The sequence below is a fragment of the Acidobacteriota bacterium genome (assembly GCA_016184105.1).
Lineage (GTDB): Bacteria > Acidobacteriota > Vicinamibacteria > Vicinamibacterales > 2-12-FULL-66-21 > JACPDI01.
The window spans coordinates 1-15,358 of sequence record JACPDI010000055.1 but is presented as its reverse complement, the minus strand read 5'-3'; the positions used below and the strand labels follow the sequence as shown (position 1 = coordinate 15,358).

The window sequence follows — 15,358 nt, the reverse complement described above, 5'->3', positions numbered from 1 at the left end:
GGGCGCCGCACGGCGAGGGTCGGCTACGATGACGGAGATCATGACACTCGAACCGCTCCCGATCGACGCGCACCTGGCCCGCATCGGGTCGGAGGTGGCACGTGCGCGTGCCGCGGTCGTCGTCGCGGCGCCTGGAGCGGGGAAGACGACGCGCGTGCCGGCGTCGCTGCTCGAGGGAGGGCGCGTCATCGTGCTGCAGCCGCGGCGGGTGGCCGCCCGCGCGATCGCGCGCCGCATCGCGGAGGAGCGCGGCTGGCAGGTTGGCGCCGAGGTGGGCTGGCAGGTGCGGTTCGACCGCCGGTTCGGTCGTGAAACACGGCTGCTGGTTGTCACCGAGGGCATCCTCACGGCGCGACTCCAGTCCGACCCGCTGCTCTCCGACTTCACGACGATCGTCATCGACGAGTTCCACGAGCGGAGCGTGCACGCCGACGTGGCGCTCGCGCTCGCCAGGCAGGCGTGGTTCGCGCGGGCGGACCTGCGCATCGTGATCATGTCGGCGACGCTCGACGCGGCGGCCGTCGCGCGGTTCCTGGGCGGCTGCCCGATCATCGACGTGCCCGGCCGGGCGCATCCCGTCACCGTCGAGTACCTCCCGGGCGAACGCCTGGCCGATGCGGCGGCGGGCGCCGCGCGGCGGACCGCGGGAGACGTGCTGTGCTTTCTGCCCGGCGCCCCGGAGATCCACCGTGCGCTCCCGCAGGTGCGCGCCGCCGTCGGCGACGCATTCGAGGTGTTGCCGCTTCACGGGTCGCTGAACGCGGACGAACAAGACCGTGTCTTCGAAGCGCCGCAACGCCGTCGCGTGGTGCTCGCCACCAACATCGCGGAGACGTCGATCACGGTGCCGCGCATCACGGCGGTGGTGGATACCGGGCTTCACAAAGTGGCTCGATACGACGCGGCGCGTGCGCTCGACAGCCTCGACCTGGAGCGCGTGGGGCAGGACTCCGCCGACCAACGCTCCGGACGGGCCGGCCGCGTCGCGCCGGGGCTCGCACTGCGGCTCTGGGACGCTCGCGACCGGCTGCGGGCGCGCCGGGAACCCGAGATCGCCAGGGTCGATCTGTCCGCCGCCGTGCTCGACATCATGGCGTGGGGCGGCCATCCGCTCTCGATGGACTGGTTCGAGCGGCCGGCGAATGGCTCGCTCGAGTCCGCCGTGGAATTGCTCGAACGGCTGCACGCGGCGGCCTGCGGCCGCCTCACCGAGATCGGGCGACAGTTGCAGCGGTTCCCGCTTCATCCAAGGCTCGGCCGCATCCTGGTGGCAGGCGGCGCGGCGTGGGAAGCCGCGGTCGTGTGCGCGGTGATGTCAGAGCGTTCGTTCGTGCCGGAACGCGCGGCGACCACGACGTGCGATCTCCTCGCCGCCGTGGACGGCTTCGACACGTTGCCCCCGCACGTGCGGCAGGTGACGAACCAGATTCATCGCCTCGCGGTGCGGACGCTCGGCGCAGCCGCGCGCGCGCACATCGGCGAGAGCGATCTGCGGCGCGCGATTCTCTCCGGCTATCCCGATCGCGTGGCCTGGCGCCGCGCGCCGGGCGAGGCGCGGCTGCGGCTCGCGACCGGAACCGGTGCAACGCTGGCCGCCCAGAGTGGAGTCATCGAAGGGGAGTTCCTCGTCGCTCTCGACGTCCAGGCCGGCGCGCGCGATCGCGCGCGCGAATCGCCCGTCGAAGCGCGCGTGCGGCTCGCGAGCCGCGTCGAACGGGAGTGGCTCGAGCCGACCGGCGTCAGAGTCGAGCACCGCGTCGAAGAGACGACCGGAACGGTCCGCGCGGTCGAAGTGGAGCGCTACCACGCGCTGGTGCTCGCCGAACGCCCGGCCCGGATCGACCCGGACCAGGCGGCGGCCCTCCTGGCGAAGGCGTACGTCAGCGGCGGCCCGGGCGACCAAGACGCGCAGTTGCTGCGGCGGCTGCGCTTTGCGGGCGAGACCGCCGAATTCGAGGAGCTTGCGAGGGGGGCCGCGCGAAAGGCCCGCCGCCTCGCCGACATCTCCCTTCGGGCGGCGCTGCGGCCGGACGTCGCGTGCGCGCTCGATACGCTCGCGCCCGAGAGACTCCTCCTGCCGAGCGGCCGCACCGCCGCGCTCGACTATCGCGCGGATGGAACGGTGGCGACGTCGGTGAAATTGCAGGAGTTGTTCGGTCTGCAGGACACGCCGCGCGTCGGCGCGCGGCGCGAACCGGTCCTCCTGCTGCTGCTCGCCCCGAACGGCAGGCCGGTCCAGACGACGCGTGACCTGAGGAGCTTCTGGGAGAAGACGTATCCCGAGGTGCGAAAGGAACTACGCGGGCGTTATCCGAAGCACCCGTGGCCGGAGGACCCGCTCAATGCCGCGCCGACGCACAGGGCGGCCGCGCGGCAGAGGCGGGGACACCACTGATCCCTACGGCAACGAAACGAAGTTCCCCAGGAACGATCGCGCGTCAGCCGTGTCGAGCCGATAGGTCACGTTGGTCGCCTTGCACAGCGCGTCGCCCGTGATGGTCGTTCCGGCGATGATGTCCGTCTCGGTGGCTCCAGCGCCCAGGAAGTTCGGGCCGCCGGAGTCCCCGTAACAGGTTCCTCCGTCGTCGGTCGCGGGGTTCTGCGAGAGGCGCAGCCACGCGCCGTTGAGCGCATTGAACGATGAGATCGCGTACTCGCGCGTGTCGTAGTAGGCGATGACCGGTCCACCGGGTTCGTTGACCGGCTCCTGGCCGCCGTAACCGACGGCGGTGAAGCGATCGGCCTGCGTGAGCCCCTCGAGCTGCCCGGCGAAGGGCAGCCGCGCCGGCGTGATGCCGTTCACGGGCTTATCGAACACCACCACCGCCAGGTCGTGTGGGTCGTCCTGTTTCCACGTGTAGCGCGGGTCACCGTAGAACGTGCCCGCGTGCAGCCTGGCGTGCGCCGTGTACTCGGAATCGAAGGTGACCGCTACGCGCGATCGCCCGATGTTGCAGTGCGCCGCCGTGACAAAGACCGTCGGCGATATCAGCGTCCCCGAACAGTACGGGAACGTGCCCGACGTGAACGTGCCGACGAGCGCCCCGACGCTGGGGTGACGGTTGCCATCAGGCAGGCCGTACGTGATCGCGGCGACCGACCCCGCCATGACCGTGGCGACTAGCAGGCCGGCCAGGAAGAGTTTGACAGCTGGCAGTGGCTTCCTCATCGTGCCTCCAGGAGTGCCTATTTTATGCCAGCCGTGGACGGCGGCACGACCGCTTTCAGCCGCATGTACGTTACGAGATTGCCGTAGTGCTCGCTGTTGTGGGTGATGTTGGACACGAGCAGTGCGAACCGCGTGTACTCCGAGTTGAACGCCGGGTAGCGGAACGCCGCGTTCTGATCGGTCAGGATTCCGTAGGCGAGATCGCATACCGCGGCTGACTCGCGAAGCGCCTTCGTCAGCTCGTCCTTGGTCTGCAAACGGTCGAAGCTCGTGTCAGGCCGCGGGCGGCCGATCGTGGGGCCGCACGCCGCGTGATGATTGTCCGCGATGTGAGCCAGGATCTGCGCGAACGTGCGCACGTCTCTCGCGGGCCGGAACCCGTAGTGCTCGGCCGGCATCCTCTCGGCCGACGCGATCACCAGCTCGTTGATGCTGTACCACGCCGCGCGAGCGACGTCGCTGAAGAGCGACGTCCTCGGCGCGTCGACCCGGATCGGCCTGGCGTCCTTCTGCTGCGCGATGGCGGGCACGGCCAAACCGGCCACGGCCGCGCAGAGGCCCGCGATTCCGAACCTGCGCATGGTCCCGACCTCCCGTGCGGCTACTCTTGCGGAAGGCGCGCGCAGCGTCAAGTCTCCTCGCGCGCCTCGCGGACTATACTCGTCTCGGGCCCCGCGGGACCCGGCCGCCCGGTTGAACATGCGTGGAGGACATTCGGCATTGCGGACGACATCATCCGTCGGCACCCCCAAGCACGCGCGCACGAGCGCCCGGGAGCCGTTCCTGCGGTTCGTGGCGGAGCGTTATCCGTACGCACTCGAGGCGGCCGCGGCGGCGTTCGTGGCCGCCGGCGGCGACCGCGCGTCAGCCGCCGCCGAGATTGACGCGCTGCGGCCCGGCGTCGCGCGCGAGCTCAATCGCGAGCTGGCGGCGCTCGAGGTCCGGGCGCGGGAGCTTGGCGACGTCACACCGCGCGTGTCCGCCGCGCGGCGGATCGAGCAGGCCATCGAGGAGATTGTCGAGTCGTGCGACGGCGCGCTGGCGCGCGAGGCGATTCGACGTTCGCTGACCGCCGCCGAGCGTCGCGAGACCCTCCGCGGCATGCTGCTGACCCGTGCCGCCGACAACAGGCTGAAGACGTTGTTTGGCAGCGGGGAAGTGCGGTACGGCGACATCACGTTCCAGGGAAAAGGATTCCGATCGCTTGGCCAGGAGGCCATTTACGCGGCGGCGATCCGGCTGCGCCGCGGCCCCGCCTTCCGTACCGAGAGCGGCTGGCGCGGCGATATCGTCGCGCCCGTCATTCGGGATCTCGGCGTGGCGCTCGCCATGCGTCCGGACGACCCCGCCGGCATGGTGCGCCTCGCGCTCTCGGCGCAGATGGGCAAGGCGGGTCCGCCGATGGACGGCAGGGACTTCCACATCGGGGACTTCAGCGCGGGGGTCCTGCCGGCCACCGCACCCCTCGCGATCGGCAGCCTGACCATTGCGGGCATGGCGCTGGCTTTCGCGCGCGAGGAGTCCCGGCGGGTCGCCGTGTCGTTCATCGGGGAAGGGGGGTCGTCGCTCGGCGAGTGGCACGAGGCCATCAATCTGTGCGCCGCACGGCGGCTGCCGGCCGTGTTCTGCGTGCAGAACAATCAGACCGCGCTCTCGACCCCGGTCCGCGAGCAGTCAGCGGCGCGTGTGTTCGCGGAGAAGGCGGCGGGCTACGGCGTGCCCGGGGTGACGATCGACGGCACGGATCCGGATGCGATCGCCGCCGCCTTCGCGTGGGCCATCGATCGCGCGCGCGAAGGACGCGGCCCATCGCTGATCGAGCTGGTCTGCATGCGCATGTGCGGCCACGCGCATCACGACGACATGCTGTACCTCGGGCGAGAGCCGCAGGTGTCGTGGGAGTATCCCGTGCCGTCCGACCAGGGCTATGCGGACGCCGGGAGCTACGAATACTGGTCGGCGCGCGATCCGATCGTCACCTACGCCGCGCGACTCGAGGCAGAGGGCACGATCGCGCCTGGTGAAGTCGCGGCCTGGAAGGAAGAAGCGGCGGCCCTGGTCGAACGGGAGGCGCGCCTCGTCATCGCCGCGCCGTGGCCGGAGCCGGCGGCCGCCGGCGCGAATGTCTTCGCAGGCGAGCCGCTGCGCCGCCGTGTCGAGGTGCTGGAGCCGGCGTGGCGCGCGCAGGTGGATTACGAGCCGGGCCTGCCGCCGGTCGCGCCGGCACGGCCGTTCGATCGCCACGGGCGGACGTTCCTCGAGGCGGTGATGCTTGGCATCGGTGACGCGCTGCGCGCCGATCCGCGCGTGTTCGTGTACGGCCAGGACGTGGGCGGCGCGTACGGCAACGCGTTCCTGCTGCTCAAGCCGCTGCTGGAGGAATTCGGCGATCGCATCCTGAACTCGCCGCTCGCCGAAGGGGCGGTGCTGGGGGTGTGCGTGGGCAGCGCGCTTGCCGGGCAGCGCCCGATCGGCGAGATGCAGTTCAATGACTTCGTGGCGACCGGGTTCAACCAGCTCGTGAACAACGCCGCGAAGATCCGGTATCGGTGGGGCGGCGAGGTGCCCATGGTCGTCCGCATGCCGTGGGGCGGGTTGCGGCATGCCGGCCCGTATCACAGCCAGAACACCGAACCGTGGTTCTACCGGACGCCGGGACTGAAGATCGTGGCACCCTCCACCCCCGAGGATGCGCGCGCGCTTCTTGCGGCGGCGATCGCCGATCCCGATCCCGTCCTCTACTACGAGCACATCGCGCTCTATCGGGATCCGCGGATCAAGCAGGCGCTGCCGGCCGAGCCGCCGCCGCCGCTGCCGATTGGCCGGGCGGCGCTGCGGCGCGCCGGGCAGGACGTGGCGATCATTTCGTACGGCGCGTACGTGCACGTCGCGATGCGCGTGGCAGAGCGCGTGGCCGCCGACGGCATTGACGCCGCGGTGCTCGACCTGCGATCGCTCGCGCCGCTCGATCGTGGGGCCGTGCTCCAGCTCGCGCGCCACTGCAGCCGCGTGCTGATCGTGCACGAGGACACGCGCACGGGCGGGATCGGCGAGAGCCTGGCGGCCATCATCCAGGAAGAGGCGTTCGAATCGCTCGACGCGCCCGTGCGGGTGATCGGCGCGCTGGACGCGCCGGTGCCGTACTCACCGCCTTTGGAGGAAGCATTTCTGCCCGGCGAGCCCGAGGTCGAGCGCGCGCTCCGTCTTCTCGCGGCGTACTGACAGGCGCCGGCGCCGCGGCCGTATCGTTCCTGCCGCACGGCTTGTATCACTATTGACACATCCAGCTCAGCCGTGTCACGATCGCGGCAGATTTCCGCACAAACACGCCTCTGAGGTTGCCCGCCGGTCGCGACGCGCGGTGTAACCCACGGGGCGGAGCCGCGGGTCCCCAGCCCGCATCTCCCGGACGACCATGAACGCTCACCACACGCACGCACACGATGCCGCTCGCCCGGCGTGGCCGGTCGAGCTGGCGGGCGGCTCGCCTGCCGCGCGACGCCTTCGCGAGCGGGCCCGCGAGCTGGCCCGCAGCACGCGCCCGGTTCTCATCCTCGCGCCCCCTGGTTTCGATGGCGCCGCGGTCGCGCGCGGCATTCACGCCATTAGTGGGACCGGCGGTCCGCTGCTGGCGGTCGCGTGCGGGGTGGACGACCCGCCGGAGGTCGAGGCCCGGCTGTTCGGCGTTGCGGCGCGGCGAGGGCGCGCGGAGCTCCTCGAGACCGTGACGCGCGACTGCGCGCTCGTGCAGGCGCAGCACGGCACGCTGGTGCTCGGCTCCGTGCACGAGCTTCCCGTTTCGGCGCAGACGCGCCTGGCGCGCGCGCTGCGCGACGGCGAAGTCCGTTGCGTGAACGGCGGCGCTGCGCGCGCCGTTCGTCTCGACGTCCGGATCGCCGCGACCACCGAGCTTTCGCTCGAGCGCCTGTCGGCCGAAGTGCTTCATGGCCGGTTTCGCGGGGACCTGTTCAAGCGCTTCGCCACACGGCATCTGGAGCTCGTCCCGCTGCGCGACCGCCGCGAAGATATTGCGCCGATGGCGCTGGCGCTGATGGAGCGCGCCGCTTGCGAGTCGGAGCGCCGGCCGCGCGATTTCACGCACGCGGCGCTTGCGCTCATCTCGGCGCTCGGGTGGGACGGCAATCTCGCCGCGCTCGACGACCTGGTCCACGCGCTTGCCGCAGCCGGGATCGACGGCCCGGTGCGCGTGGAGGACGTTCTCGCGGAAGTCGATCCGGGGGCCGTGGCCAGCGTGAGCGCACCGCGCGTGAGCCTCCGGGAAGCGCGCCGGCAGTTCGAACGCGAGTACATCGCAGCCGTCCTGAAGCACTCCGGGTGGCGCATGGGACCGGCGGCCCGCGTGCTCGGGATCCAGCGGACGAATCTCTATCGAAAAGCGCGGCAGCTTGGCATCACGCGCGCGAAGGCGGGCGAATGAGCACACGAACGGCGACCCTCTTCCTGCTGGCGGCTCTGGTCGGCCCGCCCGCGTCGGCGCAGCCATCCCCTCCGCCCGCGGGTGCGCGGGGACTCGAGGTCGGCCCGGTCACCCTCACACCCGGCTTTGAAATCCGCGAAATCGGCATCGACGACAACGTCTTCAACGATCCGGTCAACCCGCAGCGCGACTTCACGGCGACCGTGCTGGCGCGCGTGAACGCGGACGTCCAGATCGGGTGGACGCGCCTGACGGGAGCCAGCACCCTCGAAGGCGTGTACTTCAAGAAGTTCGCCGGCGAGCGCGCGCTGAACCGGGGGGCCGAGGGGCGCTTCGAAATCGGCGAAGGGCTCGTCCGCCCCTTCGTCATGGGAGGCATGCTCGACACCAACCAGCGGTTGAACGCGGAGATCGACATCCGCGCCGGACGACGGCAGACGAACTACGGTGGAGGCATCGGGCTCGCGATGACGTCGCGCACGATGATCCTGCTGACCGCGCGCCGTTCCAATCTCCGCTTCGACGAGGGGGAGAGCTACCGCGGCGTGGAGCTGAGCCGTACGATGAACTCGCACAGCGACCAGCTGGATGCCGGCATCCGGATGGCCATCACGCCGCTGACCACGTGGGACATTACCGGAGGCGTGCAGTACGATCGCTTCGACCGCGACGCGCAGCGGAACGCGGACAGCGTCCGCGTCGCGACCGGGCTCTCGTTCAGCCCGTCCGCACTGATCACGGGGCGCGCCTCGGTCGGCTTCCGGCGGTTCACGCCCGCCGTCGCGTCGCTTGCGGCGTACAACGGGGTGGTCGCCCAGGCCGGGCTGGCCTATTCGATCGAATCGACGAAGATCGAAGGGCAGTTCGAGCGCGACGTGCGCTATTCGTTCGAGGATCTCGAGCCGTATTACGTCACGAGCGGCGGCCGGATCATTCTCACGCAGCAGATCACGGGCCCGCTCGACGCCCAGGGCACCGCAGGCAGGCAGAGCCTGGACTATCGCGAGTTCGGCGGGGGCGATGCGATCTCGCGTCGCGATCGCGCCACGTTTTACGGTGGCGGGCTCGGCTACCGGCTTGGAGAGGCCGCGCGTCTTGGCATCAACGTGGAGTGGAGCCGCCGGCGATCGGACACGCTTCTCGACCGGCACTACGATCGACGTCGTCTTTATGGAACCGTCACCTACGGGTTCTGACCTATGACTTCATTACTGCTGACCCTTGCGCTGTTCACCCAGGCCGCCGCGACGCACGTGGCGCAGCCCGCGCCCGCGCGCCCGCAGGCCAGCACCGACTACGTGGTGGGGGCGCTCGACGTCCTCACGATCACGGTCTTCGGCGAGCCGGAGCTGTCGCGGCGCTACAACGTGGACACGGACGGCACGATTGACTTCCCGTTTATCGGGCGCACGAAGGCGGGCGGCCTGACCCTGCGCCAGCTCGAAGACGCGCTCACGAAGCGTCTTGCGGCCGGCTTCCTCGTGAACCCACAGGTCGGTGTCGAGATCGCGGAGTATCGCAGCAAGGCGGTCTTCATCGTCGGCGAGGTGCGAGCGCCGGGGTCGTACCCCGTCAAGGGGAACATGAGCCTCATCGAGGCGCTGGCGCTCGCCGGGCCGACGAGCGCCGCGAGCAGCGAGGTCGTGGTGGTTCACCCGGATCCGAACCGCAAGGAAGGGGGCCCTCTGCTGCCGGATGCCGCCGGAGCGAAGGGCGTCCGCGTCAACATCAAGGAGCTGCAGAGCGGAAAACTCTCGGAGAACGTGCAGCTGCAGGACGGCGACACGATCTTCGTGCCGAAAGCAGAGACGTTCTTCGTCACGGGCCAGGTGCGCAGCCCGGGGTCGTACGTCTACGAGCCGGGCATGACGGTGCTCCAGGCGATTGCGCTCGCAGGCGGGCTGGCGGAGCGCGGGTCGCGGCGCGGCATGAAGGTGTTGCGCGTTGTTGGCGGCAAGCAGGTCGAAGTCAGCGTCAAAGACTCGGACCTGATTCGCCCCGGAGATACGCTGGTCGTCCGCCAGCGATTTTTCTGACGCACGTATGAACGTCCGCCGTTGCCCGCTGTGGGCGTCAGCTGCGGCTCAGGTCACGCGGCGGTTGCCTGCCGCGCGCTATCGCGCGATCGGGTTCCTGCCGTCTGCGGCCCCGTTCGCGGCGCCATTTCCCGCGGATCGCCGCCTGCAATTTATCTGCGACCCTGCCGACGCGATTTCGCGGGAAGTGTTCTTTGCCGGCAGCTACGAGCCTCAGCTGACGCTCATCGCACGCGCACTGCTCGCGGCCGGTGACGTCGTTGCCGATGTCGGCGCGAACTGGGGATATTTCACCCTCCTCTCGGCAGCGATGGTGGGCGCCGGCGGCCGCGTCCTCAGCCTCGAGCCAGAGCCGAGATCATTCGCACGACTGAGCGCGCACGTCGAGCTGAACGCGCTGCGGCAGGTCTCGTGCCACTGCGCGGCAGCAACCGCCCGCGCCGGGGATGCGTCGCTGCAGCCCTACGACGCGGCGAGCGGGAATCGCGGGACCTCACGGCTTGTCGAGGCGAGCGCGCCCGACGCGATAACCGTCCGCGGAGTGGCACTCGATACCGTTCTGGACGAGGCCGGCCTGGACGGCGTCAGCTTTGTAAAGATTGATGTCGAAGGCGCCGAGCCATCCGTGCTCGAGGGTATGAGTGACGGACTGCGCGCTCGACGCTATCGTTGCCTCTTCATCGAGTGGCACCCGTCATCCACGCCGGCTGCGGCAATCGCCGACGCGGCGCGGCGTCTGCACGCCGCGGGATATGCCGCCTGGGCCGTCGATCATTCGGTCGCGGCGACGCGTCGCGCCGCGTATCGCGGAAGCATAGGCCTGGCGCCCGCGCAGGTGCCGGTCGACGGCGCGTGGCCTCACTGGCTCGCGGTAAGCCGGGACGCGCAACAGGACGCGCTCGCGGCCCTGGGAACCGTCCTCCCGCGCGAATGAACATCGTCCATCTGACGACCTCGGGTGAGCTTGGCGGAGCCGAAACGAGCCTGCTCGCGATCCTGGGAAGTCTCCGGCGGGCGGAACCGAACTGGACGCCGTCGGTGATCGCGCCCGCGCGCGGGCGCCTCCTCGAACGTCTCGGCGAGGAAGGCATTCGCGCCCGCGTGCTCCCGTTTCCGCCTGCGCTCGCGCGGCTGGGCGAGAGCAGCAGCCGCTCGGGCGCGTTCCACGGCGTCGCAGCCGCCGTGGGCGGCGCTGTCTACGCCGCGCGGCTCCGGTCGGCGCTCGTCGCCGAGCGAGCCGACGTGGTGCACGCGCACGGGTTCAAGATGCACGTGCTCGCGGCGCTGGCGCGGCCCCGTGGAAGCGCGCTCGTCTGGCACGTGCACGGGTACCTCTCCGGCCGCCGATGGACGAACGCTGCGTTGCGCGCGCTGGCGTCCCGCGCGTCGGTTGTCGTGGCCAATTCTGAGAGCGTGACCGAGGATGTCCGGCGCGTGCTGGGGCCCCGGGCGCTGGTGCGCACGCTGTACAACGCGATCGATCTTGGCAGGTTCGCGCCCGTCGGTCCGCGGGTGGACCTCGACGCAGCGGCCGGGCTGCCCCCTGCTCCGGACGGGACCGTGCGAGTGGGGCTCGTCGGTACCTTCGGCCGCTGGAAAGGCCACCACGTGTTCCTCGACGCGCTCGCGCGGCTGCCCGCGGCCGCGCAGGTTCGCGGTTACATTATCGGTGCGCCCATCTACGCGACGACGGACAGCCAGTTTACGCTCGAGGAACTGCGCCAGGCGGCGAGCGACCGGGGGCTCGACGGCCGGGTTGGTTTCAGCGGCTTCGTGGGGGACGTCGCCGATGCGATGCGTTCGCTCGACGTCATCGTGCACGCGAGCACGGAGCCTGAGCCGTTCGGCATGGTGATCGCCGAGGCGATGGCGTGCGGGCGCCCGGTGGTCGTGAGCCGTGCGGGCGGCGCCGTGGAGCTGTTCGAGGACGGCGTCGATGGGTTCGGTCACGCGCCGGGTGACGCCGGAGAGCTCGCGCACATCATCGCGGCGCTCGCGGCAGATCCGTTACGACGCGAGCGCGCGGCGCGCGCGGCGCGGCGCACCGCCGAGGCACGGTACGATCAACAGCGGCTGGCGGATTATCTCGTGCCGCTCTATCGCACGCTGGTCGCGGCGTGATGCGGCTGCTCCACCTCTATTCCGGCAACCTGTACGGCGGCATCGAGCGCGTCCTCGTCACGCTCGCGCAGACGCGGGCGCCGGACATCGAGCAGCGGTTCGCGCTCTTCTTTGACGGGCGGCTCGCGCAGGAGCTGTTCGCGGCGGGCGCCGATCTCTCGATCGTCGGCCGCGCATCGTTGTCACAGCCGTGGTCGTTCCTTCATGCGCGGCGAGCGCTGTCGCGCGTCCTCTGGCGCGCGCAGCCGGACATCGTGCTCGCCCACTCTCCGTGGGTCCTCGCCGTCGCGGGTCCCGTCATCCGCGGTTCCGGCGCGCGCTCCGCGCTGTGGCTCCACAACCCTCCCGCCGCGAAGATGTGGCCGGACGGATGGGCGCTGCGGCAGCATCTCGACACCGTCCTCGCGAACAGTCCGTTCACGGCCGAGGCCGCGGCTCCGGCCGTCCGCCTCGCCGGCTGGTTGTATCCGCCGGTGCCGCCTCCGCCGCCGTCGGCGCGCGACGCCCGTGCCGCGACGCGCAGTCAGCTCGGCGCTTCTGACGACGACGTCGTGATCCTGCAGGCGAGCCGCGTGGAGGCGTGGAAAGGGGTACGCGAGCATCTCGCCGCCGTCGCACACCTCACGGAGTTGTCACACTGGGTCCTCTGGATCGCGGGCGCGCCGCAACGGCGGCGCGAGCGGACCTACTTCGATCAGCTGCGCGCGGACGCGGCGTCTTACGGGATCGCCGATCGCGTGCGGTTCCTCGGCCACCGGACGGACATTCCCGAGCTGATGGCCGCCGCCGATATCTACTGCCAGCCGAACCTCGAGCCCGAACCGTTCGGGGTCGCCCTGGTTGAAGCCATGTGGGCCGGGCGTCCCATCGTGACGACGATGGCGGGCGGGCTGGCGGCGGAGATCGCGACTCCGGAATCGCCGAAGGTCGGCATCGTCGTTCCCGCGGGAGATTCTTCCGCCGTTGCGACGGCGCTGCGGGCACTCGTGCTCTCGGCCGATCTCCGGGAGTCGCTTGGCAGCAGGGGCCCTTCGCTCGCGGCACACCTGTGCGATCCGTCCCGGCAGCTTCAGCGGCTCGCGGCGCTTCTCGCGCCCGCCGCCGAACCCCTTTCGATCAGATGAGCGTTCCCGCGCCGGACGTACGGCGGCGTGCGGCTCGAAGTCTCGGACGCAGCAGTGAGGTGTTGTACGCCCGGGCGAGGCAGATTCTGCATGCACGCGGGGTTCGGGGTCGCGTTGCCGATGTCGGGTGCGGCCACGGCGCCCTGCGCGCGGCGCTCGGCGGGATCGCGGGCGAGTACATCGGCGTGGACGCCCTGCGGTTCGACGGCTTTCCGCGGGATGCGATGTTTGTCGAGGCGGATCTCGATCGTGATCCGCTGCCGATCCCCGATCGATCCGTGGACGTGGCCGTGGCGCTCGAAACGATCGAGCACCTGGAGAACCCCCGCCGGTTCATGCGCGAGCTGACGCGGATCACGCGGCCGGGAGGCACGGTGCTCCTCTCCACGCCGAACCAGGTGAGCGTGCTGAGCCTGGTGACGCTCGTCACCCGCGGCGAGTTCAACGCGTTCCAGGATGCAGACTACCCGGCGCACCTGACGGCCCTTCTGCCAACCGACCTGCTTCGGCTCGCCCGCGAGTGCGGGCTCGATGCGATCGAGATTGCCTGGTCGCACCACGGCAGGATCCCGATGACCGCGAGGCATTTTCCGCGGTGGCTGTCGCGACGATTTCCACGCGCGCTGTCCGGCAACGTGCTGATCGTAGCGCGGGTGCCCTTATGAACGGCCGGGCCTGGCGCGAGCCTTGGGGGATTGCGGAGCTGTTCATCGTCAGCCAGACCGCGCTGCCGGCAATTCTCTATCTTCCCGGCACCCAGGACATCCGACTGTCGCTGCGCATGGGCGCGTTCGTGATTCCCCTCGTCCTGCTGGCCTGGTGGCTCCTGCGCCGGGGCGAGTCCGAGCACGAAGAGTCGCATCCCGTCGTGCCATGGGCGATCGGCATCGTCGCCCTGGTCGCGCTGATGTTCCTTCATCCGATGACCACGTCCGTGCAGGGCGGTCTCGCGCATCTCGCCCTGTACGTCGCGATCATCTCGCCCCTGTTCTGGGCTCCGGCGCTCGTCCGCACGCCGACACGCCTGCGCCGCGTCATGGCGCTGCTGTTGATCTGCAACGGGATCAACTCCCTCGTCGGCGTGCTGCAGGTCTACGATCCGGCGCGTTGGCTGCCCGATCAGTTCTCGCGCATCGTGACGCAGTCGGAGCTCGGGCTGGGTCCGGTCAGCTATCTCGGCCCCAATGGGGAGACGATCGTCCGGCCGCCCGGGCTGTTCGACACGCCCGGGGCGGTCGCAGGCCCTGGCATGTATGCCGCGTTGCTCGGGCTGATCTTTGCCGCGACACGCTTCAAGGTCTGGCAGCGCGTCGCATGCCTCGGGCTCGCGTTCGCGGGGCTTGCCGCGATTTACCTGAGCCAGGTCCGCATCAGTATCGTGGTCGCGGCGGCGATGATGATCGTGTACTTCGCCGTGCTGGTCGTGCAGCGGCGGTTTTCCACCGCAACGCTGTTCGGCGCCACGTCCGGGCTCGCGCTGGCGGGCGCGCTCATTTTTACGGTGCTCCTTGCGGGCGCCGAGATCTCGAACCGGTTTGCGACGCTCTTCGAGGATGATCCGCTGACGGTGTACTACGTCGCGCGCGGCGGCCAGCTCCACTACGCGCTCAACGATACGCTGGTGGAGTTTCCGTTCGGCGCGGGCCTGGCGCGGTGGGGGATGAGCGCCGTCTATTTTGGGCACGCCACACTGGACACGCCGCCGTTGTGGGCCGAGATCCAGCTGGCGGGCTGGATCATCGACGGCGGCGTGCTGCTGATGCTCACCTACTGCGGTGCGCTGGTGGTCACGGCGCTCGCGGAGCTCCGGGTTGCCACGCAGGCGCGCGAGCCGATGCTCGCCGCGTGCGGCGCTGCCGTCTTCGCCGCGAACCTCGCGCCCATGGCGCTCATCTTCACCTTCACGCCGTTCGTCACGCAGGTCGGCGTGCAGTACTGGTTCCTCGCGGGCGCGCTGCATGGCGTGGTGCAGGGAACCCGGAAGGGCGTGCCCGGCGCGGAAGCGGCCGAAACAAACCTGTTCGGGGACGCGAAATGACCCGGCCCTGGATGCTCGTGGCCGGCGATTTCATGCCGTCCGGCGGCATGGATCGCGCGAATTTCGCGCTGGCGGCGCGGCTCGCCCGTACCGGTCACGAGGTGCACCTGGTGACGCACCGCGCCGCCGAGACTCTCAGGCGCTGCGGCGCCATCGTGCATGCGGTCTCGCGCCCGGCACGGTCGCACGCGCTCGGGATGCCGCTGCTCGCGCGCGCCGCACGCCGCCGCGCGACCCAGCTTGCCGGACGACGGGCGCTCGTCGTGGCCAACGGCGGCAACTGCGTGCTGCCCGGGGTGAACTGGGTGCACTACGTGCACGCCGTCTACGACCCCGTACGGGATGCCTCCGGCGTTTCGCGAGCCCTGGCATCGTTGCAGCGCGGCTACGTGCTCGGCCGCGAGCAGTGCGCGCTGGCCGCCGCGTCCGTGG

General features: G+C 70.4%; 13 protein-coding genes. 11 read left to right on the top strand and 2 right to left on the bottom strand.

Annotated elements, in window-relative coordinates; genetic code table 11:
- Window positions 1–40: 40 nt before the first annotated feature.
- Window positions 41–2,395, top strand: coding sequence for an ATP-dependent RNA helicase (locus HYU53_17905; protein MBI2223068.1), 2,355 nt, complete (start codon window positions 41–43; stop codon window positions 2,393–2,395).
- Between the two features lie 3 nt (window positions 2,396–2,398).
- On the opposite strand, the gene HYU53_17900 is transcribed toward HYU53_17905, so the two are convergent.
- Both HYU53_17900 and HYU53_17895 read right to left on the bottom strand, forming a co-directional pair.
- Window positions 2,399–3,169: a trypsin-like serine protease gene (locus HYU53_17900; protein MBI2223067.1), complete on the bottom strand. Its 771-nt coding sequence runs from the start codon at window positions 3,167–3,169 to the stop codon at window positions 2,399–2,401.
- A 17-nt stretch (window positions 3,170–3,186) separates the two neighbouring features.
- Window positions 3,187–3,750, bottom strand: coding sequence for a DinB family protein (locus HYU53_17895; GenBank protein ID MBI2223066.1), 564 nt, complete (start codon window positions 3,748–3,750; stop codon window positions 3,187–3,189).
- Window positions 3,751–3,889: 139 nt separating this feature from the next.
- Between HYU53_17895 and HYU53_17890 the strand changes: the two genes are divergently transcribed.
- The 10 genes from HYU53_17890 to HYU53_17845 form a co-directional block, all read left to right on the top strand.
- A complete protein-coding gene (locus HYU53_17890) occupies window positions 3,890–6,391 on the top strand; it encodes a hypothetical protein (protein ID MBI2223065.1) in 2,502 nt (833 codons plus the stop codon).
- Between the two features lie 193 nt (window positions 6,392–6,584).
- Window positions 6,585–7,607, top strand: a complete 1,023-nt coding sequence (locus HYU53_17885) for a sigma-54-dependent Fis family transcriptional regulator (protein MBI2223064.1) — start codon at window positions 6,585–6,587, stop codon at window positions 7,605–7,607.
- Window positions 7,604–8,803 (top strand): outer membrane beta-barrel protein, encoded by a 1,200-nt coding sequence (locus HYU53_17880; GenBank protein MBI2223063.1) that lies wholly within the window; start codon window positions 7,604–7,606, stop codon window positions 8,801–8,803. The genes HYU53_17885 and HYU53_17880 overlap by 4 nt, the downstream gene beginning before the upstream one ends.
- Window positions 8,804–8,806: 3 nt before the next feature.
- Entirely contained in the window at window positions 8,807–9,643 is an 837-nt protein-coding gene (locus tag HYU53_17875) for a polysaccharide biosynthesis/export family protein (GenBank protein MBI2223062.1), read from the top strand.
- 7 nt (window positions 9,644–9,650) lie between these two features.
- Window positions 9,651–10,577, top strand: a complete 927-nt coding sequence (locus HYU53_17870) for an FkbM family methyltransferase (protein MBI2223061.1) — start codon at window positions 9,651–9,653, stop codon at window positions 10,575–10,577.
- Entirely contained in the window at window positions 10,574–11,764 is a 1,191-nt protein-coding gene (locus tag HYU53_17865) for a glycosyltransferase (GenBank protein ID MBI2223060.1), read from the top strand. Before HYU53_17870 ends, HYU53_17865 begins: the two co-directional genes overlap by 4 nt.
- Window positions 11,764–12,888, top strand: coding sequence for a glycosyltransferase (locus HYU53_17860; protein ID MBI2223059.1), 1,125 nt, complete (start codon window positions 11,764–11,766; stop codon window positions 12,886–12,888). Before HYU53_17865 ends, HYU53_17860 begins: the two co-directional genes overlap by 1 nt.
- A complete protein-coding gene (locus tag HYU53_17855; protein MBI2223058.1) occupies window positions 12,885–13,553 on the top strand; it encodes a methyltransferase domain-containing protein in 669 nt (222 codons plus the stop codon). Before HYU53_17860 ends, HYU53_17855 begins: the two co-directional genes overlap by 4 nt.
- A complete protein-coding gene (locus tag HYU53_17850) occupies window positions 13,550–14,926 on the top strand; it encodes a hypothetical protein (GenBank protein MBI2223057.1) in 1,377 nt (458 codons plus the stop codon). Before HYU53_17855 ends, HYU53_17850 begins: the two co-directional genes overlap by 4 nt.
- Window positions 14,923–15,358 (top strand): glycosyltransferase (locus tag HYU53_17845; protein ID MBI2223056.1); only part of this gene is annotated, 436 nt, incomplete at its 3' end. The genes HYU53_17850 and HYU53_17845, both read left to right, overlap by 4 nt.